The sequence below is a fragment of the Leptolyngbya sp. GB1-A1 genome (genome assembly GCF_039962475.1).
Taxonomy (GTDB): Bacteria; Cyanobacteriota; Cyanobacteriia; order Elainellales; family Elainellaceae; genus Leptolyngbya_A.
On record NZ_JAMPLI010000049.1, the window covers coordinates 11,513 to 38,344 of the forward strand.

Consider the following 26,832-nt stretch of genomic DNA (forward strand, 5'->3'; position numbering starts at 1 on the left):
AGCGAAATCGTTCGTCTCATGGGGTTAATGGTTCACGGGTTAATGCAAGAGAATTAGGGGGAATCATCGGGGATTTAAACACACCCTAAGCGGGCGGATCGGGAAGTCGTAACGGTTCACGCATCTTCTTCAGACTCCCGGATTTTCTAGACTCGATCGCCTCGGGCTTCAGAATCACCTTACAGCAGTGTCAAACAGCATCATTGTAAAATCTGGTTCTCCAGCCCACCCTAAAACAGACTGCAAACAACGCGAAAGACAAACTGAATGAATACCCTCGTTTTGCCCTTGCTCAAAGCCTACGGTGCAGCCGCTAAAGCCAAGCTAATTCATCAGGCGCGTGACCCGATCGCCGCACAAGATACCTATCTGCAAACGCTCCTGCGCGTGCAGCAGGACACAGAACTGGGGCAAAAGTTTGGGCTGGGGGAGGTGCGATCGATCGATGAGTTTCGCGATCGCGTGCCGATTTGGTCGTATGAGGACTATGAGCCGTTGATGCAGCGCATCGCTAATGGGGAACCAAATGTGCTGACCGCTGACCCGGTGGTGTATATCAACCTGACGAGCGGCACCACGGGCAAGCAGAAAATGGTTCCGGTGACGCGGCGATTTCAGCGATCGTTGGGCAAAGCAAACGCGGCGAGTTTTGGGTTTATTTTTGAGGCAATCGAGGAACAGCGCAGACAGAACAAGCCTCCGGTGCATTTTGGCAAACTGCTGTCTACTAATTCAGTGAAGCTTCAGGGGCGCACTGCCGCAGGCATTCCTTACGGTCCCGTAACAGTGGGCAGCTATCGAATGAATCGCCGACTGTGTGAGCTGGCATTTGTTCAGCCGTTTGCGGCAATGGAAGTTGGCGATAGCCTCAGCCGTCACTATGCTTGTATTCTGTTTGCGCTGGCGAATCCGCAGGTGCGGGGAATGTCATCGAATTTTCCCATGTCGATTTTGCGAATCTGCCGCATTCTGGAGGAGAACGCTGAAAGCCTGATCGAGGACATTGCCAAAGGCACGATTGCTCCCTGGCTGGAGCTTGCACCAGAGATTCGATCGAATTTAGAGAAACGCTGGCGATCGAATCCAGAACGTGCTGAAGAACTGCGATCGATTCTGCGATCCGAAGGCAGACTCACGCCCAGAGCGGTCTGGTCAAAGTTCTCGTTTATCGGCACGGCGAGAGGCGGCACATCGGACTTCTACTTTGAGCGATTTCCCCAATACTTTGGTGATACACCTGTGTTTGGTAGCGTGTATGGAACAGCCGAAGGCACGTTTGCGGTCTATACCCGTTTCAACCAGGATGGTGCGGTGCTGGCACTTGACAGCGGCTTCTATGAATTCATTCCCTCCGATCAATGGGAGGCGGCAGAACCGAAAACGCTGCTGGCTTCTGAGTTGAAGGTGGGCGAATATTACCGAATTCTAGTCACTAGCTATAGCGGCGTGTATCGCTACGACATTGGCGATGTGATTCAGGTGGTGGGTTTTCTGGAAGATACGCCCATGATTGTGTTTCGGCATCGGCGCGGCGGGCTACTTTCTTCTACAACTGAGAAAACCACGGAATTTCATGTGGCGCAAACGCTGCAACTGCTTCAGCAAGAGTTTGGTTTGACGCTGGATGATTTTTGCGTGACGCTATCCGATTGCGAGTTTCCGGCTCGCTATTTGCTCAATATCGAACTGGCTCCGGGTCAAACACTGGCTCAGGCGCAGGAATTTTTGCATCACTTCGATCGCCTTTTAGGAAAATTTAACCATCCCTACGCGACAGTGCGATCGGCTGAGGTTCCGCCCCCGTTCCTTCGAATTTTGGCTCCGGGGAGTTTTGCGATCGTGCGGCAGCGGCAGTTATTGCGGGGAGCATCGGATACGACGCTAAAGGTTCCGCATTTGAGTGAGGATCGGCAGTTTCTGGCGGGTTTAGTGGTGATCGAGGAGGTTCAGTGGTAGGGGTTATTATTTCACTGGAATATCTGATTTAGAGCGACTCATGAGCACCCAAAATCCGCCCATTATCAAAGCAACGATCGCCGCTGCATAAAACACGCTCACGACACCACTTTGCTGAATCACCACACCATAGAGCGTTGGAGAAAGAAACTGTCCTAAAAAGTTTGTCCCGGTGGCGATCGCTAAAATGCTGGACTGAAGTTCAAGCGGAGCCAGGGTTGCCAGAGCTGCATAATGGCTGGGAACGGCAATCCCCAAGCCTGCGCCAAACAGAAACGCAAGGGGAATGAAAAGGGAATATGCTTGAGCCTGCGGGATAAGCACAGCAGCAAGGGCAAGCAGTCCTAAGCCGAGCGGAATCGCGGCAACTATGCCAAAGCGACGATGCAGCCGACTGACCACAAGGGCAGAACTCAAGGCTGCTCCAATCGCCTGAGATGCCAGTACCAGGGCGTTATCGATCGTGCTTGTGCCGAGCGTGGTGGTCAGGTGCAGCGGCAGATAAATCACAGCAGCGAAAGCGGTGGCGGCGGTAATACCCAGCGTCAGCAACAGACGTAGAACTTGGGGCTGGCGGAGCAGCACTTGCGCCAGATTTTTTTGTTGAGCGGCTTTGGCTGCCCTTGGCGCGACTTTGCCCTCGCGTAGAAACAGCAGCGCAAGCAGCGCAAGTGGAACCCCTAAACCGTATAGATAGAAAGCAGACCGCCAGTTTTGCGCTCCCGTCCAGCCCGACATCAGTGGGTAGACAATGTTTGCCAGCGTTAGCGCAGTCGAAGCGTAAGCAATTGCCCGCGATCGCGCCTGTTCATCGGGATACATCTGTGCCAGCAGTCCCAGGCTGGCGGCGGCAATGCCTCCTGTAGCGGCTCCCAGCAGGGCGCGAGTGGTCAACATCGGCAAAAAGCTGGTCGTCCAGGCTCCCGCAATCCCAGCGATCGAAAATGCCAGCAGTGACCCGATCAGCACTCTGGTTCGTCCCAGGCGATCGGCAAGAATTCCCAGTACCGGACTGCATAGTGCCACCGTCAGATAATGGGCACTCACAAGATAGCCTGCGAGGGTTTTGCTGAGGGCAAGCTGCTGTACAATTTGCGGCAAAACAGGCGTAATCACCGCTCCGGGCATGACGGCTAACGATCCAGCAGTCAGCAAAACAATCAGCCGGTAGTGACGCTGAATCCAGCCTAGAGAAAAGGGGTTTACGTTCGTCATGCCAGAAGGGATGTGAGAGTCGTTGTCAGATTGTCAGAACTGTTTCCCGGCAAGCGGGAGAACACTGCTGCGATTATGACGAGTTTTTTTTAAATGTGCCGTAATCTGACAACCTATAGCATTTGCAAAATTTGCCGAATCCGCTGCTGGCGATCGGGTCGAAACAGAGCTGCGATCAGGCTGCCGATCGTATGAGGAACCGCACAAACCGATCCCAGATAGCCCCGACAGCGTCCCCAGAAGAAGACGGCACGAGGAGTTGGATACACCCGCCAGAAGCGATTCACCGAACACACCATTTCATTGCCCAGGGCTGAGATCTCGTGCCACCACCCTGCTGGAATGTAAAGCACTTCGCCTGGATTCAAAATCACTTCGATCCGGTGCTGCATCGCCGCTTTAAGTTTAGGAAACGCTTCATAATCTGGACGATCGGGATACACTTGGCTAAACCACGATCGCAACCTCAAACCGTGCCACAAATGCACATAAAACGGAAACGGATAAAGGTTGCTGAGCTGCGATCGAGGAAACAAGACCACGCGCTTCGAGCCATGAAGCTGAATCAGCGTCCCATCCATCACGTCATAGTGCAGCGACTCAACATGACCTCCTGGTCCTACCCAAAGGTTCATTGTGCTAGCAGGCTGAGTGAAGCCGATCTGATTCATCGCAGTTTTGTAGTCTTCGATCGCCTCTGTCTCGATCAAGGGCGTATCGTGAATTGGGCATTTTGCCAGGTAAATATCCTGCTCGTACGCTTCGCCGCTCTGTAATAGCTCTGCGTATTCCAGAAATGGTTTCGTTTGGGGTGCAACGCCGCTGCCAATGCTTGTCCACTGGCGTTTATCTTGCTGATATCGCGCTTTGCCGTAGTAGCGCAGCACAAATTCCTGATTGCTTAGCAAATGGGAAAGATAGTCGATATTCCAGTCGGTATCGGGCTGAAATACCCCAGTCAAAACAACTGGAATTCCTGGTTTCTTATACTTCTCAAAAAAGCGATCGCCTCTCAGCTCAGAGATAGCAACTCTGGCGATCGATCGACTGAACTTAGAGATATCAATAGATTGGGTACGGTTCGCTGTCATAAGAAAATGTGGCAACTCACTTCGTAAAATTAGCTAGCGATCGAGCGATACCAGGGAATAGATTTGAACAGGTTTAGGGTAAGTAGAAGGGCGATCGAAATTCTCTTAAAATTTTCCCAAAAAGGGAGAGTTTGAAACAATTAACTTAATTTCTAACTTGATTTGTTAACTGAGTTTGTTAACTTAATCCATCCGCTTAATCGATTGCAAAACAACGCCCAGAAACATTTCGTTCCCCTTTTTTAAGCGAGATTAGGGGAATTTCCTTCCCATTACCTGATCGCATTCCTGCCGAATGGTCTGCCGGTTTGCCTCCAGTTCCTCCGTCCAGGGAAAATGCGCTTTGCTGAAAAATACCGAATCTCCAATCAAAGATTGCTTTGCTGCCTTCTCTTCCAGCCAGGAGCTGATCGCATTCCCGGCGGTTTTGACTGCACCGTTTATCACTCAGCTTTGCTCCCGCTCAACTCCTCGCCATGCCCTTATTTTTCTACCACAGCGCGATCGAGGGCTTGTGTCAAGTCAGCCACCAGATCATCAGGGTTTTCCAAGCCGATCGACAATCGCAGCAAATTTTCTGGTGTTTGGGTTCCTGCCCCTTCGATCGAGGCACGATGTTCAATCAGACTTTCAACTCCTCCCAGACTGGTCGCCCGCGTCAAAAGTTTCACCCCCGCCGCCACTGCAAACGCCGCTGCTCTGCCGCCTTTCACCTGCACAGACAGCATCCCGCCAAAGTCGCGCATCTGTTTTTTGGCGATCGAATGTCCCTCATGCTCAGCTAACCCTGGATAGTGAACCGCTTCGACTGCCGGATGCTGAGCCAGCGCGACTGCCACTTTCATCGTATTTTCCGAATGTGCCCGCATTCGATAAGGCAGGGTTTGAATGCCTCGCAGAACTAGCCAGCAGTCAAACGGGGCCGCCACCGCCCCACCTGTAATCTGGATCTGACGAATTCGCCCAAACCGATCGTCGTTCGCTTGCGCCACGACCGCACCCCCCAACACATCGCTATGTCCACCCAAGTATTTCGTCGTGGAATGAATAATTAGATCCGCCCCCTGCTCAAACGGTCGCTGAAGCACCGGAGACGCCCAGGTATTGTCACAAACACAAATCGCGCCGTGCTGATGGGCGATCGTTGCCACTGCCGCAATGTCTGTAATTCGCAGCATCGGGTTCGAGGGCGTTTCCGTCCAGATTAGCTTTGTATTAGAGCGAACCGCCTGCTGCACCTGAGCCAGGTCCGTCAAATCCACAAACGAAACTTCTAACCCCCACGGAATCAGCACGGTCTTGAGCAATGCGGTTGTCCCCGAATAAGCATCCAGCGGCGCAATCACATGCTCCCCTGGCGCAAGCGACTGAAACACGCTCATCGTGGCAGCAGACCCCGAAGAAAACGCCGCCGCCGCTGCTCCACCTTCCAGCGCAGCAAGACACTCTTCCAGCATTTCTCGATTAGGACTCGCCATGCGCGTATAGAGAAATCCATGCGGATAGCTGCCGTCTGGCTCTCGCTCAAAGGTCGTAGAGAGATACAAAGGAGTCGTTACGGCTTTAGTGGCAGGATCGATCGATCGACCCGCATGAACGGCGAGGGTTTCAATATTCATGAAATTGGTCTGAATTAGGGTAGACAATCAGGCGTTGCTGAGAGGATGTTTGAGGAGTAGCAGATATCCTGGATTGCCCCTTACCTCTCCCAACTTCAAGAAACTTTGAACGAGAGCGAAGTTAGCTCGGTTCCCCTCCGAATTAGGGAGCGAGGAGGCGGTTCGGATTAGGGGCATCGCGGCTCAAACGTCCTCTGAAGCTTTAGCCTAGCGCGATTCCCCTTCGGGAGAACTGCGAAGCAGCCAATTCCCCCTTCACCTCCTGTCCTTTTCCTACCTTTCAGTTGCCATGTTTCTTTTCTTCTCTAAACTGCTGCCGCTGCTGATTTACCCGCTCGGACTGTCCTGCTTTTTGCTGATCATCGCTCTGTTTACGGTCTGGAAACGTCCCCGCTTGACTGCAGGCTGTATTGGGCTTGCTCTGGCTCTGCTCCTGCTTGCCAGCAATCGATCGGTTTCCGCCGCTCTGGTTCGATCGCTTGAACAGCAGTATCTTCCGCCCACAAACCTGCCCACTGCAGAAGCGATCGTTGTTTTAGGCGGTGCCACCAAGTCCCAAAGTCCACCCCGCCCCTGGATTGATGTCATGGAGGCAGGCGATCGACCGATTCATGGAGCAAGGCTATATCTGGAGGGCAAAGCTCCTCTGGTGATCCTCAGCGGCGGACGAATTTCCTGGCAGGGCGGCGGCGATCCTGAATCGGCAGACATGGCAAAGTTGGTCGAAGCGTTAGGGGTTCCCAGGTCAGCGATCGTTCAAGATCCTACTTCGCTCAACACTCGTGAAAACGCTGTAAATGTAAAGCAGATTCTTCAGTCACGCCGCATTAATCGAATTTTGCTGGTTACGTCTGCAATGCACATGCCGCGATCGATTCAGATCTTCAAAAAGTTAGGAATCGAAGCCATTCCTGCCCCCACCGACTTTCTCATTGCCGACCAGGAATTTGCTGCCGCTAATGGAAGCAGCGAAGCCAGACTGCTCAGCCTGCTGCCCGACATTGATGGTCTCTACGGCTTTACCCGTGCCCTGAAAGAATACATCGGCATCGTGGTTTATCGATTGCGGGGCTGGCTCTAGGGCAACTGGTCGCTTACTACCAGAACCGCTACGCTAAAAGAACCCCCGATCCCCCCTGCTCCTATGTCTGAGTTTCCCCATCACATCATCCCTACACCCCAAGCAGACGTTGCCGAAGTCTTCACTGTCTATCAAACCACCCACCAGTTCTATCACGAAGTTCAATCGCGCGAAGAGTGGGAACAGCACTGCCTCTGGTATGCCCAGGTTGCCGCAGAAAATCGGCGCGACTTCGAAAAGATGCAGTGTGAACCCAGTATCATCGGCTGGTTCTACGGCTGGAGGAATCGCTAGCTCCTTGTGCCATGGTTAAAATCTCTCGGCGAAAGGCGCGGACTGCTTCTGACAAGGTCGAGAATTCCATCGGGATAGACTAGTCACCCTCCTGAAGAGCCTACCTATGCCCGCTGGATCAGTTTGAATTTCTCCCACGCTCCCCGAATTCTAGTAGGCTGCTCTATGGGCTGTTGGAGGAGCTGGGTCATGGCGATCGCTTCACTCCCTGTAATATCTGAGTAATATCTGATCAAATCTTGTGCCACTCCACAACACCGCCCGGTTTATCCACCAGCGCAATGCCTTGAGCCTTCAGTTCATCTCGGATGCGATCGGCTTCGGCAAAGTTCTTCGATTTTTTCGCTGCCTGCCGTTGTTCAATCAGCGACTCGATTTGAGCTGGGTCAATGGCGATCGTTTCCTCAACGGGCTTTGCCTCCAGTCCTAAAATTTGGGCGAGGCAGACCAGGGTTTGCCACTGTTCGCGCAGGGTTTGTGCATCGGACAAGGCTTTGCCATCGTGAACCAGGCGATTGCTCTCTTTTTGAAGCTCCTTGGCTAAATCGAAAATTACCGCCATTGCGCCCGCCGTATTCAGGTCATCGTCCATTGCCGCCTGAAACTGCTTCACGGCTTCGCTATCGGGAATTCGCATTGCTGCCGGGTCGCCAAACGCGGAATCCTGCGTATCTGTCCAGCCCAGAGACTCGCCGTGCTTGAAGCCAAACAGCAGTCCCTCAGTGAGTGTCTCCCAGGCATTCGTCGCCGAGGTCAAGCCCTCTTCGGTAAAGTCGAGCGGTTTGCGATACTGAGCTTGCAGCAAGAACAAGCGAACTGCCATCGGATCAGGCGCGTTTGGGGAATCTAGCAGTGCGCGCACCGTCGTAAAATTCCCCAGCGATTTTGACATCTTCTCGCCGCTCACGTTCAACATTCCGTTATGCAGCCAATAGCGGGCTAAGGGATGCCCGGTTGCTGCCTCCGATTGAGCAATTTCGTTTTCGTGATGCGGAAAGATTAAGTCTGCGCCGCCCATGTGAATGTCGATCGTCTCCCCCAATTCTTTACCACCGGCATCTGCGAAGCACTCGCGCACCATTGCTGAGCATTCGATGTGCCATCCCGGACGACCCGATCCCCAATCTGATTCCCAGGCAGGTTCTCCGGGCTTTGCGGCTTTCCACAGCGCAAAGTCAAATCGGTCTTTTTTCTTTTGGGCATCGGGATCAGCCTCTACTCGACCGCTTGCGCCTGCTTGCATATCTTCTAACCTGCGCCCAGACAGCTTGCCGTATTCCGCGAAATTCCGCACGCTGTAATAGACATCGCCTTCGGCGGCGTAGGCAAAGCCCTTTTGCTCCAGTTCGTGAATTAGTCGCTTAATGCCGTCTAGCGTATGAGTCGCACGCGGGTACTCGTCTGCATCCAGAATGTTGAGCCGCCGCATATCCTCAAAGTAGGCTTGCGTGTAGCGATCGGCAACTTCCTGCATCGTCGAGCCTTCTTCTCGCGCCCTGTTCAGAATCTTGTCGTCAATATCAGTAAAGTTCTGCACATAGCGCACCTCGTAGCCGCACCAGCGCAAATATCGCCGCATCGTGTCCCACACTACATAGGTTCGGGCATGACCCAGGTGGCTGTAGTTATACACCGTCACGCCGCAGCAATACATCTTCACCTTACCGGGTTCGATCGGCTCAAACGGTTCTTTGCGTCGGGTTAGGGTGTTATACAGCGTTAGAGTCATAAGTATCTGTTAAACCTCATCTTTGAGGAAATCAGCAATAATAAGGAAAAGAGGCATTCGCAACCGTCAGCATTCCAGAAAAGGATGTCACGTTGCAAGCTTTCCTTCCTATTCTGACGCTTTCTCCTACGGGTTATGACATCAGCAGCCACGACAAATTCGCCCTTGAAGATGGACAATGCCAAGCACGGGCTTCCGGTGACGATTATTACCGGATTTCTAGGAAGCGGTAAAACGACCCTGCTTAACCACATCCTGACAAACCAGGAAGGGCTAAAAACCGCAGTTCTTGTCAACGAATTCGGCGAGATTGGCATTGACAACGAACTGCTGATCACCCTGGATAACAGCGACGATAACATGGTGGAACTCAGCAACGGCTGTATTTGCTGCACCATTAATAACGATCTGGTCGAAGCCGTTTACCGTGTTTTGGAACGCCGCGATCAGATTGATTACCTGGTCGTTGAAACTACCGGACTGGCTGATCCCTTACCGATCGCCCTCACTTTCCTGGGAACCGAATTGCGCGATTTAACTCGTCTAGATTCGATCGTCACTGTAGTTGACTCCGAGAACTACAGCCTTGATCTCTTTAACAGCCAGGCAGCCTACAACCAGATTCTCTACGGCGACATCATTCTGCTGAACAAAACCGATCTGGTCGATGAAGCAAACCTCGATTTGCTGGAAGTCAAAATCCGGGATGTGAAAGACGGAGCCAGAATTCTCCGCACTAAAAAAGCTCAGGTTCCGCTGCCGCTCATCCTCAGCGTGGGCCTGTTTGAGTCCGACAAGTATTTCGCGCCCGAGGAGAAGGGACACGATCACGCGCATGATCACGACCACCACGATCACGATCACGACCACGACCATCACGACCACTCCGCCTGCGACCATGACCACGGACACTGCGAGCATGACCACGACCACGATCACCACCATCACCACTCCGATCACCTGGCAGTAGACGGCTTCACGTCAATCTCGATCGAGAGCGACAAGCCCTTTGCCATCAAGAAATTCCAGAACTTCCTCGACAATCTGCTGCCTGCCTCAGTCTTCCGCGCCAAAGGTATCCTCTGGTTCGACGAAAGCCCGAAGCGTCACATCTTCCACCTCAGCGGCAAGCGATTCTCTCTCGACGATGAAGAGTGGGGCGATCGTCCCAAGAAAAATCAGATCGTGCTGATTGGTCAAAATCTGGATCACGACACGCTGCGCCAGCAGATTCAAGACTGCTTCTGTGTTCCCTCAAGTCGCGGCAAAGGCTTCGGCAAGTAATTGACTGCTGGAATCGATTCACGCTGCATAGCAGTTTCCCCAATGGAGTAATCGGGTGGGTTAGTTTCCTGCCCGATTTTCACTTTAAGACCCTGAGTCTAACCCTTTGTCCTTATTTATTTCCTTTTGTTGAAGATAAAGTGGGCATCTTGTCCCATTGGTTTGAGCGATAACCTGCTGAATAGGGCGGGCAAGAACGTTCACCTTACAAGGTATTGAATCTAAGGTCGTTTGCTTTCTCTGAATCTTTCCGACTATGCGCGTTGTTATTCAGCGAGTCACTGCTTCTCAAGTCACTGTTGATGGCGAAATTATTGGCAAAATCGGACGTGGCTTAAACCTGCTCGTTGGCATTGCCAACACCGATACCGAAGCAGAGCTAGATTGGATGGTGCGAAAATGCCTTGACCTGCGCCTGTTTCCGGGAGAGTCGGGCGACAGATTCGATCGCTCTATCCTGGACATTCAGGGCGAAATTCTGGTCATCAGTCAGTTCACTCTATACGGAGACTGTCGCAAAGGAAGACGACCTGGATTCGATCGAGCAGCTACTCCGACTTCTGCTGAGCAATATTACGAAATTTTTGTGCAAAAATTACGCCAGAGCAAGCTCAAAGTCGAGACAGGCCGCTTTGGAGCAATGATGCAGGTCTCGATCGAAAACGACGGTCCAGTCACGCTTCTGCTAGAACGCGAAGCCTCAACTGTGGAATAGTTCCTTTTCTCTTTAAAGCTTTCTCGATTGCGAAGCCCTAGAGCAACGCGATGCGCCGTTCAAAAACTGTATCCATTGATATAAAATTTACTAATTAAATTTTCCTCTGTAGCGGTTGACACCTTATTAGATCGATTGCTAATGTGAACCAATGTTACATTAATTCCCTGGATCGATTAACGTCTATGGCAAGTCTTGCCGTTTCGACTCATCAGCAACGGGTGCAGCTTCACTACAGATCCTCTGCCTGTTCCATGACTCCGCTCACCGTGTTCTGCGACTTTGACGGTCCGATCGTGGATGTTTCTGAACGATACTACAGCACCTATTGCCAGGGGTTAGCCGCTGTGCAAGTTGCCACCGTTGCTCACGGAGCTTCAATCCCGCTCCACCAGCTCAGCAAGTCTCAGTTCTGGCAAATGAAGCAAGAGCGTACGCCCGATCGAGAAATCGCGATGCGATCGGGGCTTCAGGGAGAACAAATCGATTTCTTTCTTCAGCAAGTCAGCCAGATTGTAAATCAGCCAGAACTGCTGCATCAAGATACGCTCCAGTCCGGTGTTCGTCATGCCCTATCGCTGCTTCATAGCCAAGGGGTTCGGCTTGTTTTGGTAACGCTGCGCCGTCAAAACCAGGCGGCTCAGTGGCTGCAAAGCGAAGGATTAGCCCACCTGTTTAGCCAAATTCGCGGCACATCCGATGATTCCTTTGCTTACGTCAATCTGGCGGAGCATAAAACAAATTTATTGAGCAGCGTCATTGCCGAGTGTTCCTGGAGAAATCCGGGTACGATCGCGGCTTCTGCCTGCATGATTGGCGACACCGAAGCTGACATTCTCGCAGGTCAAGCCGTGGGAATTCCGACGATCGCCCTCACTTGCGGCATCCGCAGTCAGTCCTACCTTCAATCCTTCCAGCCCACCGCCATTCATGCCAATCTAGTTGCAGCCGTCTACGATTTGCTCAACACGCGCCGACTCCTCGCTTCGGTTATGGGTTAGCGACTCGGCTTCTAAGTTTTATGGCTTTTAAGGTTGCCAGGGTAGCAACTGCTCACCTTGCCGATCGCCTTGAGATCCTGTCTGCTTAGCATCTTGTCTACTTAGCCGTAAGAAAATGGGGTCAGGTCCTTACACCTCACCCCGCAACCAATGGAGCTAACTAAATGGAAAATAACTTAAGCTGCACGTCCGTCATATCAAGGAGCCAGTACAGCTTCAAGTTCAGTCAATCCAGCGTGCATTGCCCAGTTCATCAGCAAGAAGCTTAAACAGCGAACGAAGGACTGACAAGCCAATGGCTTTAGCCGATATAGCTTGCTTCTGCTTCCAGCATTTTGACTAAACTTTGGTCACCGCTTGCTCGCGCAGCTTCAAGGCGACGCTCTAGATTACGACGCAGATTTTCCCGGTGGAGCTGAGCGGTTTGTGTGATGGATTGATGACGGTTTCTGCTCATTGTGAACATCCTTGGCTGATATCTTGTGGTATTCCTCTACTCCAAAGATATCATTTTCTTGGCGAGACTGTAGTTCTTGCTACTAAAATTAAAGATCGGGTTGCCGTAAATCATACGACGCTTTCCCGATCTTCCTGAAGTTTTCAAAAAGCAATTTCCACTTTAGGAAACTGCGATACTATTTATTGTTCAGACTGCCTCTGCCTCACTCAGGAATTCCCTGCTTCTCGATCGATTAGCGCAGCCCTATCCAGGTGAAAAAGTCCTGCCGCGTAAAGAATTCTAGAATCAACAGCGCGACAAAGCCAATCATGGCAAACCGTCCATTGATAATTTCGGCATAGCGTGTCCAGCCAAAAGCAGGCTCAGGCTGAGGAACAACTTCTGGCGCATCAGTTGAACGAGTTGGCGTTGCAGGGGTGTCAGTTGAAGCAGGCTGTGGGGAAGTCATCGCTTTCTCCTCATTGGTCAATATCTGACGTCGATCGGCTGAATCAGACAATTTCTGCGAATTCTGCGAACTGGAGGTTGTACCAGCCGCAAATCCTTTCCCACTATAGCCTGCCGATCTGCGTTAAATTTTCCTGCGTTAAATCCTCCTGCGCTAAATAGAGAGATCAAGCTGTCCCTGTTTGACCTGTTCCTCGGTTTCTAGATTTCGCTCCTTATCCGCCAGCATTGCATCAATCTGAGCAGCAGGCGTTTCTGAGGCAAGCTTGTGGGCAAAGCGAGTGGTTTCCGGTAACCGATACCGGGTCGTGCAGCGCAACACAAAGTCGATCGCCGTCGCTAAGCTAATCCGATGTCCGGGGGAAATGTAAAGCGGTTTTGTGCCTGGACGAGTTCGCAGCACTGCCCCGATCGTTTCCCCACGATGTGTTAGAGGCTGCCACGCGCCTTTGGTATCTAAAACTTCCTCATACTTACCCACCAGTAGCGATTTTCCTACCCCGATTGCAGGCAGGTTAATCAGCAGCCCCAAATGACAGGCAATGCCAAACCGACGCGGATGAGCTGTTCCTTGTCCATCGCATAGCAGCAAATCAGGCAAAGTTCGCAGCTTCTCCAGGGCATCTAGCACCGCCGGAACTTCTCGAAACGACAGCAAGCCGGGAACATAGGGAAAACTGGTTGGACGACGGGCGACCGATCGTTCCACTAAACGCAGGTCAGGAAAACTGAGAACGGCAACGGCTGCTCGCGTTGTATTGCCTCCATCTTCAAATCCCACATCCACTCCCGCCACCGATCGTACTTCGCCCAGCTGATCAATCGTGATGATGTTTGACTTGAGCCGATGCTGAAGCTGCACAGCTTCTTCTGAGGACAAATTCCAGGCGTGGCTGTATTGAGTTTCTATCATTGAATCTGCACCGCGTGAATCAATCGATTACGTCTGCTTCTCCTTATTAGTGTAGAAACCGATCGCAAAAAAAGGGCTTGGCAGCACCAAACCCTCGAAATCAAGACAGACATTCAGGACAAATAGACCCTCATGTCCTTTTAGAACGATAGCAAACGATCGGAATTAGCGACCTACACCGACATAGCGGAAGCCCGCCTGTTCCAGAGCTGCCTGATCTAGGAAGTTACGACCGTCAATAATCACAGGATTGGTCATCAGTCCTGCCATCTTCACGTAGTCGAGGCTAGCAAACTGCTTCCATTCTGTCACCACGACCAGTGCGTCACAGCCATCTGCCAATCGCTCAGCGTCGGTTTCAACAAAGACATTCGATAAGCCATGCCGCAGACCGCTCTGAGAAACCAGCGGATCGTATGCCTTCACTTTTGCCCCCAGGCGATGCAGGCTTTCAATCAGGTCAAGGGCGGGTGCATCTCTCATATCGTCTGTGTCGGGCTTGAAGGTGAGTCCGAGCAATCCAACCGTCTTACCCTTCAGAATCTTGAGCACCTGCTGAAGTTTTTCCAGGGCGATCATGCGCTGTCGCTGATTCACGCTTACGGCTGCTTTAAGCAACTGAGCCTCATAGCCGTAGTCATCCGCAGTATGAATCAGGGCAGACACATCTTTGGGGAAGCAGGAGCCACCCCAGCCAATACCTGCATTCAGGAACTTGCTGCCAATCCGAGAATCCAAACCGATTCCTTTTGCAACCTGCGTTACATCTGCCCCAACTCGATCGCAAATATTGGCAACTTCGTTAATGAAGCTAATTTTGGTTGCCAAAAACGCATTCGCAGCGTACTTGATCATCTCCGCGGAACTAATGTCTGTTACCAGCACAGGAACCGTTGGCAGCGATTTATCTTCCGCGAACTCCCGCGAGACAATCGGTGCATAGAGTTCTTTCATCATCGACACGGCTTTCGGGTTGTTGCTGCCCAGCACGATGCGGTCGGGGTTAAAGGTGTCATAAACGGCCGATCCTTCTCGCAAAAACTCTGGATTGCTCACCACGTCGAACTCCGGTTTGAGATCGGTCAGCGTTGAGCCGCCAGTGCCGACAAGAGCTGCCTGCTGCTCAGCTACACCATCCAGCACAATCATCCGTACCCAGTCGCCAGAGCCGATCGGAACCGTTGATTTATTGACAATCACCTTGTAGCCGCCGTTGAGATGCGCTCCGATGCCACGTGCCACAGCTTCAACATAGCGGGTATCGCTCTCACCATTCGGCAGGGGCGGTGTACCAACAGCAATAAAGAGAATGTCTCCGTGGCGAACGCCTGCACCCAGATCGGTCGTGAATTCAATCTGTCCGTTCTGGATCGCTGTCTGCATCAAATCGGACAGCCCTGGTTCAAAAATAGGAGACTGTCCTGCTTGCATCAGCTTGACCTTCTCTTCGTTGTTGTCAACGCAAATCACATGATGCCCAATGTGCGATAAACAAACGCCCGTTACCAAACCTACATAGCCGGTGCCGATGACACAAACACGCATAGTTTCTCCTCAAATTTACTGAAACTTGCTGAACAATAGAGCCTGCAAATGGCGGGTTGACTTGATTCTGAGATGAACGACGGCAGATAGCGACCCAATGCCCAATTCCTATGCCATTGACTAAACCTGAGCAGGATGAGTGCCGGCTTGTGCGGATTGATCAACCGACTGATCTGCACTCAGCCTTGCCCGGAAATCCTCGATCGTGCGCTGCAAACCCTCTGTTAACGGAACGGTGGGCTGCCATCCGAGATGGGTTTGAGCACGGGCAATATTTGGCTTGCGACGCCGTGGATCATCTTGCGGTAGGGGCTTAAAGTCGATCGGCACATCGGGGTTAACCATTTGCTGAACCGCTTGCGCCAGCTCTAGAATCGTGTACTCATCAGGATTCCCCAAATTTACGGGACCGATAAAGTCACCGTTCATCAGGCGCATCAACCCCTCAACCAGGTCAGAAACGTAGCAAAAACTGCGCGTTTGTGATCCCTGTCCGTAAACGGTAAGCGGCTGCCCCTGAAGTGCCTGCACGACGAAGTTGCTGACAACACGTCCGTCATTTTCCAGCATTCTTGGACCGTAGGTGTTGAAGATGCGAGCAACGCGAATTTCAACATCGTTCTGACGGTGATAATCAAATGCCAGGGTTTCTGCGACCCGTTTGCCTTCGTCATAGCAGCTCCGAATTCCAATCGGATTGACGTTGCCCCGGTAATCTTCCGTTTGGGGGTGGATTTCGGGATCGCCATACACTTCAGAGGTGGAAGCCAACAAAAACCGAGCTTTCACCCGCTTTGCTAGCCCCAACATATTCAGTGTTCCCAGGACGTTGGTTTTAATCGTCTTAACAGGATTGTACTGATAGTGAACAGGCGAGGCTGGACAAGCGAGATGATACACCTGGTCAACTTCCAGACGAATCGGCTCGGTAATATCATGGCGAATCAGCTCAAAATTAGGATTACCCAACCAGTGAGCAATATTTCGCTTGTGCCCCGTATAAAAGTTATCTAAACAAAGAACTTCGTGCCCCTGCTTCATCAGGCGATCGATCAAGTGAGAACCAATAAATCCGGCGCCGCCCGTGACTAGAATTCGCATCGTCATGTTGCTTTTTCCCTATAACTGCCTTTCTCTCGATTACCTTGCGCTTTCCTGGGATGATTTCCTCCTGATTCCGTCGATTACGTGTAGAAATCTAGTTTTTCAGGGATGCTGTTCCTGGTTAAAAAATACAGCATTCTCAGGAAATACCCGTTGATTTTGTCTGAAAAACGAGATCTTATTGCAGAAAATTTACTCGGTTTTATATTCTCTTAACTTAGAAGAGATTTCCATTTATTCTCGTTCAGACTGAGCAGCATTATTTGCTGTTTGTGCTGCTGAGGTTACTTCAGCCCAATGTGAAAGTGCTACAGGGACAATCAGTTAGTCTAGAACGGGCTGCAAGATTATCCTGGTATAAAGCAGTGTTCCCAAAGCGATGCTTTGTTTAATAGTGCTGAACGACTGCTTTAATTAAGTTGCTCTACGGAGTGCTACTCTGCATGTAAATCGTATTGGTGGCGGATACTTCTCTCTCTGGAGTTTGCAACAGCAGCGAAAGCGATCCTACTGTAAGCAGCGTCGTGAACATGGCAATCAGGAGCGGCACAACGATTTCTTTTAAGCGATAAGCAGACATCATCATAAAACCTCAAAAGACGGAAACACCCTGAATTGAGCTTCAGCCCTAGATATGTCCCATAACATACCCGAATTACAACCGTGAATACCGTGCCCCACCAGCCAGGGTAACTAACCCCATTAATTCAAGCTGAGTTAAGGCACTAAGCACTTGACCCGGCAGCAGCCCAGTTTCTTGAACAATTCGATCGACCAGAACGGGTTCTGCGGAAACGGCTGAAAACACCTGCTGTAGGTCAGTAGCTAATCCTTTCAGCGGTTCAGAGTGATTCACCTCATCAGGGGGGCGGCGAGGCAAAGCACTTTCGTCTAGGGGGGAGTCGATCGATGAGTTAGACAGCAGGGAAAGCTGACTGGTGAGATTGGAGATTTGATTTCTAGAATCTTGATTTTTAGGATTTTGATGGACAGCTGCTCGATCGACGGCAGCACATGAAGACACAAGTTGCGGCAGCGATGCTAAGTTTTCTAGCAGCTCAGTTTCTCCCAGGATGAGGGCGGCTCCCTGGTTCAGCAGTTCCAGACAGCCTCTTGCCCGCGAATTGTCCAGCGAATTGGGCAGCACATAGACATCGCGCCCATACTCATTTGCCAACCGTGCGGTAATTAGTGCCCCAGATTTTTGCGGAGCCTCTAGCACCAGCGTTGCTCGGCATAACCCTGCAATAATGCGATTTCGACGCGGAAAATGAACCCGATCGGGCTGGGTTCCCGCCGGATATTCACTCAGCAGTAAGCCATGCTCGATAACTCGGCAGGCAAGCTCTTTGTTGCGCCAGGGATAAACCACGTCTACTCCCGTTCCCATGACCGCGATCGTGCGTCCTCCCGCTTCAAGACAGGCATGGTGGGCGATTGTATCAATGCCGTCTGCCAGTCCAGAAACGATGGTATAGCCTGCTTCAATCAGCGCAGTTGTAATCCGGCGCGTCCAGCGTTTGCCATACTCAGAAGGGCTGCGAGTGCCGACGATCGCGATACAGGGCGTTTGTCCCTGATTTTCTATCAGATCGACTGTGCCGCGATAGTAAAGGATAGGGGGAGGGTCAGCCATTTCCAGCAACAGTCGGGGATAACCCGCATCAGCAGGTGTCCAGAAGCAGGGATTTTCCTGCTCATGCTGTTGCAGCAGATTATGGGGATCAAGAGCCGATCGCGCTGCCCCGATCGATTCAGCCGTTTGCCAGCCGACGCCTTCGATCGCTTGCAAATTTTCGGCAGGAGCAAACCAGGCAGCAGCCAGAGAACCAAAATGCAAATGCAACCGCCGCAGCAAGATTGCCCCTACACCAGCAATGTGGGACCAGGCAACCCAGTAAGCGCGATCGTCTTCCACGATTTCCTTTCCTTCAGGCAGGCTAAACGCAAGTCAGCTTAAAATGCCCAGAATCGCGAAAGTCAGAACGATAGCTGTTTACTCGAATGCTCGCAATGATGATCAGATTCAAACAGGTTTCGATCACCTTTGCTGCTTGAGATACTCGAACACGCTTTTATCGCCAATATCGGGCGGAATTTGTTGGATCACTTTTCGGAATGCAAACACAACAAACAACCCTGCCCAGCTTGCCAGCAGAGTTTGTTCGACCTGGAGCGGCAGCAGTCCGGTGAGGTGTCCTAAGAGCAGCAGCGGAACGATCGGCGTAAGCAGCTTAGTTTCTAAGCGATCGAAGCAGAAGGCTTCTTTAAAGAAAATTCCGGTTAGGGCAGCAAAGGCAAATCCTATGCCCAATAGCGTGAGCGGATAGCGATAGACCGTGGACACAAACGGTTCAGGGCTAAAGTGAGCCACAAAAAGCGAAGCGATCGCACCGATAAGCCAAAATGCTTGCAGCGTTCGGTGTAGGACTTTGAGATAAATGTGAATGGTGAACAGGCTGATGCCCAGACCGATCGTAAACAGCGTGTAGAGCGGAGTCAGAAGCGACTGGATGAAGGGCTGATTCCCCTGAGTGAGTGCCAGGGTTGAACCGATCGCAAAACTAACTGCCGCGATCGTGAGTCCACCACGGTAAATGATTACTTCTCGGCGATCGTCTGGGGTGATCGTAAATTCGCCAAACTGCCCCTGATAGACCGGTGTGCTGCGAAGCACTTCTCCCTGCGAGGTCATCGTTTCAGTCTGCATTGCCCTCTTTCCTCAGCTTGTAGTTTCCGATGCGTCCACTTACTTCGATTGTAGTGCTGCTTCTCTCGGTTCCATTCATGCAATCAATAGAATAAAGCTATCGCGCTTGGAAGAACTCATGCTAGAAGCAGACCCAGAACCTGAGGCACAGCAGGGCAATCTCTACGAAACAGACTTTTATGCCTGGAAGTCCAAGTAATTTGGTTAGACTATTTGAGCAAGACGAATAGTTTTAATCTTGTAAATCTACATTTCAACTTTCAAGTCAATCTCGTCTTCCCAGTTGAGCCGTAGCTGAAAGTGAGCATCACCCCCATTAATTGCAATTTCGACCCAGCCGTGACTGCCGACTAATGCAATTGGATTCCCCACTTCCGCTTCCCCATAACGCTGACAGCCCGGAATCGATCGCTTCTTTACTCGCACCGACCAGCGTTTATTCTGAACTAGTTTACCGGGAATGTTGGTGATGACATTGCCAAATCGATCGATGTGCTGAATCCTCCCCTGATAGCCTGCTGCTGTTGTTTTATAGGACACAATCGAATTTTGAATTAAGGTATCTGAATCGATGATTTCTCCAAGTTTTGTAATTGAAACTCCAAGCGCGAGATGTGCGGCAACCGGAGCAAAAATATCTCGTCCATGAAAAGTGTTGCTAGGGTCAGGAACGCGCCAGTACTGACGATCGCTTAATTCAACAGCCTGAACAACTGCTTTTGTCGTCATCAATCCTGTAAACAACCCGTTATCAGGACCAACCAGAAATCCATCTTCTAGCTCGATTGCAACTGCCCGACGATCGCTGCCTACCCCCGGATCAACAACAGCAACATGAACCGTTCCCGACGGAAGATAAGGATAGGCATTGAGTAGATTAAACTGCGCCGCTGTAATATTTTGAGGCGGAATTTGATGGGTTAAATCAATGACTCGCAAACTTTGATCAATGCTGGCAATTACGCCTTTCATCACGCCGACATAAACGTCGTTTAAGCCAAAGTCAGTCAACAGCGTAATCAAGCGATTTGAAGGCATAGCAGTACATAGTTAGGGGGATGGGAGTGCCTGGAAAGATGTGAAAGCGATCGCCCTGCCGTCGTAAAGTGTCACCTGGTTACGATCGCTACAATTCTGGCTTGATGCCCAAGGATCTCAACTGCTGCACCAACCGGGCTGCCCGTGCTTCAGCCTGTTGCGCTTGTTGCTGTGCCTGTTGCGCTTGTTGCTGTGCCTGTTCTGCCTCTTCTTCGGGCGACAGCACTAGAGTTTCCCCTTCTGTAAAGTAGCGCAAGACCCCCTCGCGAATTCCTAGATACAATCCAAGCGAATAACTCCACAACAAACCTGATGCGTTAGGGGCAATGGGTTCATACTGCTGATTGACCAGACGGTAGCCTGCAAACTCTAACGTTTCGGGCGAAAACCAGAAATACTCTGGGGTGCGAAAGCGATTCTGATACAGTTCCTTCTTCAGGTTGCGATCTGTTCGGGCAGTTGAATCCGACAGGAGTTCGATAATCAGATCAGGATATTTGCCATCTTCCTCCCATACGACCCAGGATCTTCGCGGTCGTTTTTCGGTGTGCTTGACCAGGAAGAAATCTGGTCCGCGAAAATCTTTGTTCTTGAGCTGTTGTCGGCTGAAATAAATGGTGAGGTTTGCACCAATGAAGAAATCGGATCGATCGCGCCAGAGCCATTCTAGACAAGCGACTAACAGTGCCAGTTGAGTGTAGTGTAGAGAACTCTCCATTTCTGGCTCATCACTCTCTAATTGAGTTGCATCGGGCATCAAGTCTGCCAGTTGTTGTGCGGTGAGTGACATCGAGGCATTTACTCCTGAGCCAGAATAGTTTTTATTCTATAGCTGTATCAGCGACGTGAGTACAAAGGGGGAAAGGACGAAGCCAAATCGCTAGTCCCCGTCCCTTATCGGCTTCAGCGTCCACTGCCGCATATATTCGTAAAGGGCAATTGCCGCCGCTGTTTGCACATTGAGCGATTCCACCATGCCAAACTGCGGGATGCTCACGGTTCGATCGCATTTTTGCAAAATCTCTGGCGGAATGCCTGTCAACTCTTGACCCAGCACTAGAACCGATCGCTGCCGAAAAGCAAACTGCGGTAAAGGTTCTGAAATCGGACTCACAGATAATCCAACAATCTCATAGCCTTGCTGTTGTTGTTGGGTAAACCATTGGGGCAAGGCATCGATCGCGCAAGCAACGATCGGCTGCCACAGATGCGCGGAAACCGCCACGTTCCGAAAGGCATTGTGTTGCACGATCGCCTTGTCTGCCAGCACTAGAGATTCCAGCCGAAACGCTTCAACCGTACGACAAAGGCTGCCCAAGTTCGCCGGATTTTGCACTAGAGAAGCACAAACAATCAGCGAATGCCGGGGCAGCACAGCATAGGAATGACGATCGCGGGGAGAGGTCAATCAGCGATACCGATTATCGTCCACCCACCACAACGTTATTAATTCGCACATGGGGACCACCAACGCTCACAGGCAGGGGAGACTGTCCACCTTTACCACAGCCGCCGTTCTTGTACACCGAGTCATTGCCGATCGCGTCGATATCCTTCAGGGTTTGGAAAACATTCCCGCTCAAAGTGACATCACTCACAGGCTCGGCAATCTCACCGTTGCGAATCATATAGCCTTCTGCCGCTGCAAAGGTAAACATCTCGCCGTTAGTTTGTCCGCCCAGCATTCGCACCGCATATACCCCTTCTTCCACATTGCGAATCATGTCTTCAAAAGCATAGTCGCCACTTTCGATCCCGGTATTTGTCATACGGACGATCGGGGGATAGAGGGCACTGAGGGCGCGGGCGTTTCCAGTGGGTTCCTCGTGCAGTTTGCCTGCGGTTTCACGGTTGTGGAGTCGCTGGGTGAGGATGCCGTCTTTGATCAGATACTTGCGCTGTGCCGGAACGCCTTCATCGTCATATTTCAGCGAACCGGGTAGACCGGGCATCGTGCCATCATCCACAACATTGAGCTGCGGAATGGCGATCGGCTTACCCAGTACCAGCAATTCCTGCATGCGGGGATTCTCATAAACAAAATCCGCCTCAGACAAATGCCCAAACGCCTCGTGAATAAACACGCCCGACAGATAGGGATCAAGCACAACAGTGTACTGTCCGCCTTTCACGGGCTTTGCCTCAAGCTGACGGACTGCCCGCTCTGCTGCACTTCGCACCTGTGCCTCGACCCCTTCTAGCACACCGTAGTCCGATCGCGAATGAATCGACTCAAAGCCCTGACGCACTACGCCGCCTTCACTTCTGGCAATAACGCCAAATCGTCCCGATACGTCTAGCCGCTCCTGGGCAATGCAAGAGCCGATCGAATTCACAAAATAAGTCGTGCTGAATCGATCGCTGTAGCCCGTCATCGTGGTTTGAATGCGCGGGTCAAACTCCAGCAAAATTTGGTTGTACTGCTCGACCAGAGCGCGTTTGGCATCCAGAGAGATACCGCGTGGATCTCTGCCCAGCTCAACCGCCACATAATCTTGAATTGGCGTCACAGTGGCGAGTTCGGTCGTTTCCTTGCCAACTAGCTTTGCCTGGGTGATCGCTTCTTCAATTCTTTGTTTCAGATCTGCCAGTCCGTTAAAGGTGACAAAGCTCCAGCCCCCGCAATGACAGGCTCTTACGCCTCCAGCTAGAGCAAAACTACGATCGACTGCATCCAACTGCTTGCCCCGATAGGCGATCGATGTCGATTCGCTTTGCTCCAGCCGAATTTCTAGATAATCGACCTGCTGTCGATAAGGGGCGATTGTCTCCAGCAACCGATCCTGTAGCGAAAGAGATGTAACCACCTGCGTCTCCCGTCTGCAATGAGTGTGAGCTTTAAGTTTGACTAAAGTTTGATTAATTAGTCTGATCGATCAGGGCAATGCTGTCCTTATTCCTCTAGTCTAAACCGGGATTCCCTTGATCGTAGATTGGTTTGGGCTTGCAGCGGTAGACTGGCCGAAATCACGGTCATGCTAATAAGACTTCCGGTCACAACCCAGGCCAGCAGAAAACCTCCCGAACCGAGCGAGCAAGACGCCGATTCTTCAAGAGACTCAATCCTGCATTCCTACATGCATTGTCTAGCTGACAGCAGCATTGATCACCTCGGTGTCTGCGGTTGCAACTTTCTGACTTTGCTCAAATGGGTCTGGCCGCCGGGTCGAGCGCACTAGTGCTAAAACATCGCCGATCGTGCTAGCAAGCGGGACTGCCAGGACAATTCCTAAAAATCCGGCAGTCTGGATGCCGATCAGGAGCGACAAAATTACCCAGACGGGGTTTAGCCCAACTAATCGACCAATAATGCGCGGCGAAACGGTGTTGTCGATAATTTGATCGGTGAGAATTGCCGAGATAAGAACAATCACACCTAAAGCTGGATTGGTGACACCCACAATCAAACTGGCAAGCAGTGTTCCCAGCACATCAAAGAAAGGAATCAGCACCATCAGCCCAATTCCAATGCCAAACAGCAGAAAAAAGGGAACTCGCAGAATGAGAAATACGATCGTCAGAACTGTCCCCTCAATCACAGCGACCGTCATTTGCCCCACATAGTAATTGCGAAAATTCTGGCTCAGCAGTCGTTGCCCTTCTTGGACCCAGTGCACCGGAAACCACTGAAAAATTGTTTTCCAGAAGCCGTCGCCGTGCAGCAACAAGTAGAGCGTTAGGGCGACTGTCAGAATGGCATTAAACAGGCTGTCTGCCGTTTCTAGCACCACCCCAATCAGCTGATTGGTAACATCATCAATCCCTTGAGGCGCGATCGCCTGGATCTGCTGGGCAACCCCCCTGACGTTAATGGGCAGCCGCCGCTCTGTTGCCCAGTTTTGAAACGATTCGAGCTGCTGGCTGACCGCGTTAACTCCATCCGGCAGGTGAGTAATGAGTTCCTGAAGCTGGATGAACAGGAGCGGCAGCAGCGTCGTTCCCAGAGTTGCTAGAATACCTAGAAATGTCAGAAATACCAGCAGAATGCTGTAGCCTCGCCCAATTCCTCGCTTTTCTAGAAACCTCACTGGGAAACTGAGTAAGAATGCGAGCAGCGTTGCCACTGCCAGGATCGTGAACGTCGAGCCAAAATAGCGAACTACCTGAAGAATAACCCACCCGTTTAGAACTCCGAGCGGGATTGCCAGCAAAATTACAATCCAGCGCGGCAGGAGATTGCTTAGGTTGTCCCTCAGCCGGGTAATGGGGTGAGTCATATGAAGCAACAATCGATCGTTAATATTGGCTATTTACCAACAACTTCTGACAAATTGCCTCTACGTTAGAGTGGATTTTTAGAGCTGCGGTAGAAGCATACAGCTCACTGCGTCGCTCAAGTTCGTCATTCCGCCTCATTGCCCCAAATGCTTATTTCGGTTGACTGCCTCTGGCGAACTTTCATTAAGGTTATCTATAGTTGTATCAATTAGTGCTAATACCCTTGCTTGAAAGTCCTGCCCCTGTTGCATCAATCTTCGGCTAATCCCTGCTCATTGCTGCACACAGATTTCTGGCAGTCCGTGATGGCTCTCTGCCCAATGTCTACAATTCATTAACTCCATTTCAATCTCAGAATCTGGTGTCTACCAGAACGATCGGTAAGCTCATTTGCTTTACCAGAATTTTTTGTACTCGATTGTTATTTCTACTTCACTAACCCAAGAGGTTCTCATGGCACTTTATGCAGAATTACACCGCCATTTAGGAGGCTCGGTTGTTCCTCGTGTCCTCTGGCGATATTTTCAGCGCAGTCAGTCGGATGTACCTGAGCGATTTAACCAATACGAGGATTTTGAGGACTTTTACACCCGCCCCCGCAATACTTTAGACGAGTATCTGGAGCTGCATACGCTGGTTGAAAAGGTCCAAACTAACGAAACGCTGCCGTATTTCATCTATCGCTTAATGCGCGGGGCGTATGTATTTGAGAATCTGGCGTACCTGGAGCTGCGCTATACCCCTTACCTGCGAACGCCCGACCACCTGAGCCAGTCCGAGCGGATCAACCAGATGGCAAATATTGTGGAAGTCGTTGGCAAAGCCAGCCAAGTCGGGGAATACCCAATCGTGACAAGCCAGATTCTCTGTATGCATTCCCGTCTACCTTACGAGGTGAATCACGCCATCGTGGATCTGGCGGCTCAGATGCGGCACTATGTTTGCGCGATCGATTTAGCGGGTGGAGATGCTCACTACGCCGAGCGGCTAGATGAGTTCGTGGGGCTATATGACTATGCCCGATCGCTTGGACTCAACACCACCGGACATTTATATGAAACCGAAGCAGGCTGCTACCCAGAGCTACTGCCCTACCTGATGCGAATCGGTCACGGTATCCAAATTCCCCTCAAGCATCCCGAACTGCTGCCCCAGCTTGCTAGGGACGGTCAATGCTTAGAGGTTTGCCCGACGACTTACCCCAAAACTGGAACGTTAAAGGACATTCAGCAATTGAAAGTCGTGTTCGATCGCTGCTTTGAAGCAGGAGTAGATATTGCGATTTGCACTGACAACGCCGGATTGCACAATGTTCGGTTGCCCTTTGAGTATGAGAATCTGTTAACTCAGGACATCATCAGCTTTAAACAGCTCCAAGCCTGTCAGGATGCCGCCTTCCGTCACGCTTTCGCCTGGAAATACAAAGAACGCCCAGCTTCAATCCTCAGCAACATTCTTAAACCGGAACTCAATCCTGCCCGGTAGCTGCGCTGAATTCGTCTTCTTATTTGTCTTCTTCATGGGTGGGCATCCTGTCCGCCCTTTTTTTGCCCTTTTAATTTACTCAATACAGAATCCTGCGATCGTCTGCTGAAGCTACTCCTGTCATGCCCCTTACAATTCACTATGAATCAGCCTCCTCAATCGGGTCAGCGGATTGTCGTAGTTGGTACAAGCGGCTCTGGAAAGACGACCTTTGCACAACAGCTTGCTGAACGTCTTCAAATTCCTCATGTTGAACTAGACGCATTGGTCTGGGAAGCCAACTGGACAGAGGCAGACCCAGCAGTCTTTCGATCGAGAGTCGAGCAAGCACTTCAAGGCGATCGATGGGTGGTAGACGGCAACTATAGCAGGGTGCGGGATCTCGTCTGGGGTCGAGCAAACACCTTAATTTGGCTGGACTATTCCTTTCCGGTCACGCTTTACCGTTCTATCAAGCGCACCCTCTACCGCAGCCTCACGCAGCAGGAACTTTGGAGCGGGAATCGCGAGACGATCGGCAAAGCACTGAGCAAGGATTCGATCGTCCTTTGGGTTCTCAAAACCTACTCCCGAAGACGGAAAGAGTATCCCGTTTTATTAAGCCGATCGGAGTACGCTCATCTAGAAAAAATTCGCTTAATGACTCCCAGAGCAACCTCAGAGTGGCTTTCGCAAATTCATCAACAGTCTGAAACCTGTTTATGAGTAATTACTCTCAGCATATTTACAAAAAGCAATAAACCCCCTAGACTATTCATTAAGGCAAGCAAATCAACGCCTGCCCAAACCTTAAATCGCTTAAAGCACTCATCGAAAATATGACGACTACCTTACAGCGTCGCGACTCCGCGAACCTGTGGGAGCAGTTCTGCACCTGGATCACCTCCACCGACAACCGCCTCTACATCGGCTGGTTCGGCGTTCTCA

Annotated in this window: 26 protein-coding genes and 1 pseudogene; 9 read left to right on the forward strand and 18 right to left on the reverse strand. The window is 51.2% G+C overall.

Annotated elements, in window-relative coordinates; genetic code table 11:
- The first annotated feature begins 267 nt into the window (after window positions 1–267).
- Entirely contained in the window at window positions 268–1,956 is a 1,689-nt protein-coding gene (locus tag NDI45_RS25770) for a GH3 auxin-responsive promoter family protein (RefSeq protein WP_190793499.1), read from the forward strand.
- Window positions 1,957–1,962: 6 nt separating this feature from the next.
- Here the strand turns inward: NDI45_RS25770 and NDI45_RS25775 are convergent, their stop codons facing one another.
- The 4 genes from NDI45_RS25775 to NDI45_RS25790 form a co-directional block, all read right to left on the reverse strand.
- Complete coding sequence (locus tag NDI45_RS25775) at window positions 1,963–3,171, reverse strand: MFS transporter (RefSeq protein WP_348249407.1); 1,209 nt, start codon at window positions 3,169–3,171, stop codon at window positions 1,963–1,965.
- A gap of 113 nt (window positions 3,172–3,284) precedes the next feature.
- A complete protein-coding gene (locus NDI45_RS25780; protein ID WP_348249408.1) occupies window positions 3,285–4,262 on the reverse strand; it encodes a cupin-like domain-containing protein in 978 nt (325 codons plus the stop codon).
- Window positions 4,263–4,514: 252 nt separating this feature from the next.
- The gene (locus tag NDI45_RS25785) at window positions 4,515–4,709 is read right to left on the reverse strand and encodes a hypothetical protein (protein ID WP_190793500.1); all 195 of its coding nucleotides are present in this window, start codon (window positions 4,707–4,709) and stop codon (window positions 4,515–4,517) included.
- A 35-nt stretch (window positions 4,710–4,744) separates the two neighbouring features.
- Window positions 4,745–5,881, reverse strand: coding sequence for an aminotransferase class V-fold PLP-dependent enzyme (locus NDI45_RS25790; protein WP_348249409.1), 1,137 nt, complete (start codon window positions 5,879–5,881; stop codon window positions 4,745–4,747).
- Window positions 5,882–6,170: 289 nt separating this feature from the next.
- Here NDI45_RS25790 and NDI45_RS25795 point away from each other — a divergent pair, with 289 nt between their 5' ends.
- On the forward strand, window positions 6,171–6,962 hold the full coding sequence (locus tag NDI45_RS25795) for a YdcF family protein (RefSeq protein WP_348249410.1): 792 nt from the start codon (window positions 6,171–6,173) through the stop codon (window positions 6,960–6,962).
- Between the two features lie 63 nt (window positions 6,963–7,025).
- A complete protein-coding gene (locus NDI45_RS25800) occupies window positions 7,026–7,256 on the forward strand; it encodes a hypothetical protein (protein WP_348249411.1) in 231 nt (76 codons plus the stop codon).
- Between the two features lie 232 nt (window positions 7,257–7,488).
- Here NDI45_RS25800 and cysS read toward each other — a convergent pair whose 3' ends face one another.
- A complete protein-coding gene (gene cysS, locus NDI45_RS25805) occupies window positions 7,489–8,985 on the reverse strand; it encodes a cysteine--tRNA ligase (protein ID WP_348249412.1) in 1,497 nt (498 codons plus the stop codon).
- 135 nt (window positions 8,986–9,120) lie between these two features.
- On the opposite strand from cysS, the gene NDI45_RS25810 reads away from it, so the two are divergent.
- From NDI45_RS25810 to NDI45_RS25820, 3 genes are all read left to right on the forward strand, one after another.
- Window positions 9,121–10,269, forward strand: a complete 1,149-nt coding sequence (locus NDI45_RS25810) for a GTP-binding protein (protein ID WP_199296727.1) — start codon at window positions 9,121–9,123, stop codon at window positions 10,267–10,269.
- Between the two features lie 256 nt (window positions 10,270–10,525).
- The gene (gene dtd, locus NDI45_RS25815; RefSeq protein ID WP_348249413.1) at window positions 10,526–10,984 is read left to right on the forward strand and encodes a D-aminoacyl-tRNA deacylase; all 459 of its coding nucleotides are present in this window, start codon (window positions 10,526–10,528) and stop codon (window positions 10,982–10,984) included.
- Window positions 10,985–11,169: 185 nt separating this feature from the next.
- On the forward strand, window positions 11,170–11,985 hold the full coding sequence (locus tag NDI45_RS25820; protein ID WP_348249414.1) for an HAD family hydrolase: 816 nt from the start codon (window positions 11,170–11,172) through the stop codon (window positions 11,983–11,985).
- Between the two features lie 301 nt (window positions 11,986–12,286).
- On the opposite strand, the gene NDI45_RS25825 is transcribed toward NDI45_RS25820, so the two are convergent.
- The 13 genes from NDI45_RS25825 to NDI45_RS25885 form a co-directional block, all read right to left on the reverse strand.
- Window positions 12,287–12,442, reverse strand: a complete 156-nt coding sequence (locus NDI45_RS25825) for a hypothetical protein (RefSeq protein ID WP_190793507.1) — start codon at window positions 12,440–12,442, stop codon at window positions 12,287–12,289.
- Between the two features lie 235 nt (window positions 12,443–12,677).
- The gene (locus NDI45_RS25830) at window positions 12,678–12,893 is read right to left on the reverse strand and encodes a chlorophyll a/b-binding protein (RefSeq protein WP_190793508.1); all 216 of its coding nucleotides are present in this window, start codon (window positions 12,891–12,893) and stop codon (window positions 12,678–12,680) included.
- Between the two features lie 153 nt (window positions 12,894–13,046).
- On the reverse strand, window positions 13,047–13,805 hold the full coding sequence (gene nfi, locus NDI45_RS25835) for a deoxyribonuclease V (protein WP_190793509.1): 759 nt from the start codon (window positions 13,803–13,805) through the stop codon (window positions 13,047–13,049).
- Between the two features lie 165 nt (window positions 13,806–13,970).
- Window positions 13,971–15,350 (reverse strand): UDP-glucose/GDP-mannose dehydrogenase family protein, encoded by a 1,380-nt coding sequence (locus tag NDI45_RS25840; RefSeq protein ID WP_190793510.1) that lies wholly within the window; start codon window positions 15,348–15,350, stop codon window positions 13,971–13,973.
- 120 nt (window positions 15,351–15,470) lie between these two features.
- Window positions 15,471–16,451: a UDP-glucuronic acid decarboxylase family protein gene (locus NDI45_RS25845; RefSeq protein WP_348249417.1), complete on the reverse strand. Its 981-nt coding sequence runs from the start codon at window positions 16,449–16,451 to the stop codon at window positions 15,471–15,473.
- A 427-nt stretch (window positions 16,452–16,878) separates the two neighbouring features.
- Complete coding sequence (locus NDI45_RS25850) at window positions 16,879–17,040, reverse strand: hypothetical protein (RefSeq protein WP_348249415.1); 162 nt, start codon at window positions 17,038–17,040, stop codon at window positions 16,879–16,881.
- Between the two features lie 69 nt (window positions 17,041–17,109).
- Window positions 17,110–18,372, reverse strand: coding sequence for a DNA-processing protein DprA (dprA, locus tag NDI45_RS25855; protein WP_348249416.1), 1,263 nt, complete (start codon window positions 18,370–18,372; stop codon window positions 17,110–17,112).
- Window positions 18,373–18,495: 123 nt separating this feature from the next.
- Window positions 18,496–19,164, reverse strand: a complete 669-nt coding sequence (locus tag NDI45_RS25860) for a DUF2301 domain-containing membrane protein (RefSeq protein WP_242067496.1) — start codon at window positions 19,162–19,164, stop codon at window positions 18,496–18,498.
- A 246-nt stretch (window positions 19,165–19,410) separates the two neighbouring features.
- On the reverse strand, window positions 19,411–20,202 hold the full coding sequence (locus NDI45_RS25865) for an SAM-dependent chlorinase/fluorinase (RefSeq protein ID WP_190793513.1): 792 nt from the start codon (window positions 20,200–20,202) through the stop codon (window positions 19,411–19,413).
- Between the two features lie 88 nt (window positions 20,203–20,290).
- Window positions 20,291–20,992, reverse strand: a complete 702-nt coding sequence (locus NDI45_RS25870) for a Uma2 family endonuclease (protein ID WP_190793514.1) — start codon at window positions 20,990–20,992, stop codon at window positions 20,291–20,293.
- A gap of 90 nt (window positions 20,993–21,082) precedes the next feature.
- Window positions 21,083–21,610: an RNA methyltransferase gene (locus NDI45_RS25875; protein ID WP_190793515.1), complete on the reverse strand. Its 528-nt coding sequence runs from the start codon at window positions 21,608–21,610 to the stop codon at window positions 21,083–21,085.
- 13 nt (window positions 21,611–21,623) lie between these two features.
- Window positions 21,624–23,009 carry a metallopeptidase TldD-related protein gene (locus tag NDI45_RS25880; RefSeq protein WP_190793516.1) on the reverse strand — a complete coding sequence of 462 codons (1,386 nt, stop codon included), beginning with the start codon at window positions 23,007–23,009 and terminating at the stop codon, window positions 21,624–21,626.
- A 279-nt stretch (window positions 23,010–23,288) separates the two neighbouring features.
- Window positions 23,289–24,419: an AI-2E family transporter gene (locus NDI45_RS25885; protein ID WP_190793517.1), complete on the reverse strand. Its 1,131-nt coding sequence runs from the start codon at window positions 24,417–24,419 to the stop codon at window positions 23,289–23,291.
- Window positions 24,420–24,873: 454 nt separating this feature from the next.
- On the opposite strand from NDI45_RS25885, the gene NDI45_RS25890 reads away from it, so the two are divergent.
- From NDI45_RS25890 to NDI45_RS25900, 3 genes and pseudogenes are all read left to right on the forward strand, one after another.
- Window positions 24,874–25,905 (forward strand): adenosine deaminase, encoded by a 1,032-nt coding sequence (locus NDI45_RS25890; RefSeq protein ID WP_190793518.1) that lies wholly within the window; start codon window positions 24,874–24,876, stop codon window positions 25,903–25,905.
- Between the two features lie 141 nt (window positions 25,906–26,046).
- Complete coding sequence (locus tag NDI45_RS25895; RefSeq protein WP_190793519.1) at window positions 26,047–26,610, forward strand: AAA family ATPase; 564 nt, start codon at window positions 26,047–26,049, stop codon at window positions 26,608–26,610.
- Between the two features lie 113 nt (window positions 26,611–26,723).
- A pseudogene (locus NDI45_RS25900) lies at window positions 26,724–26,832 on the forward strand (photosystem II q(b) protein); the annotation flags it as partial.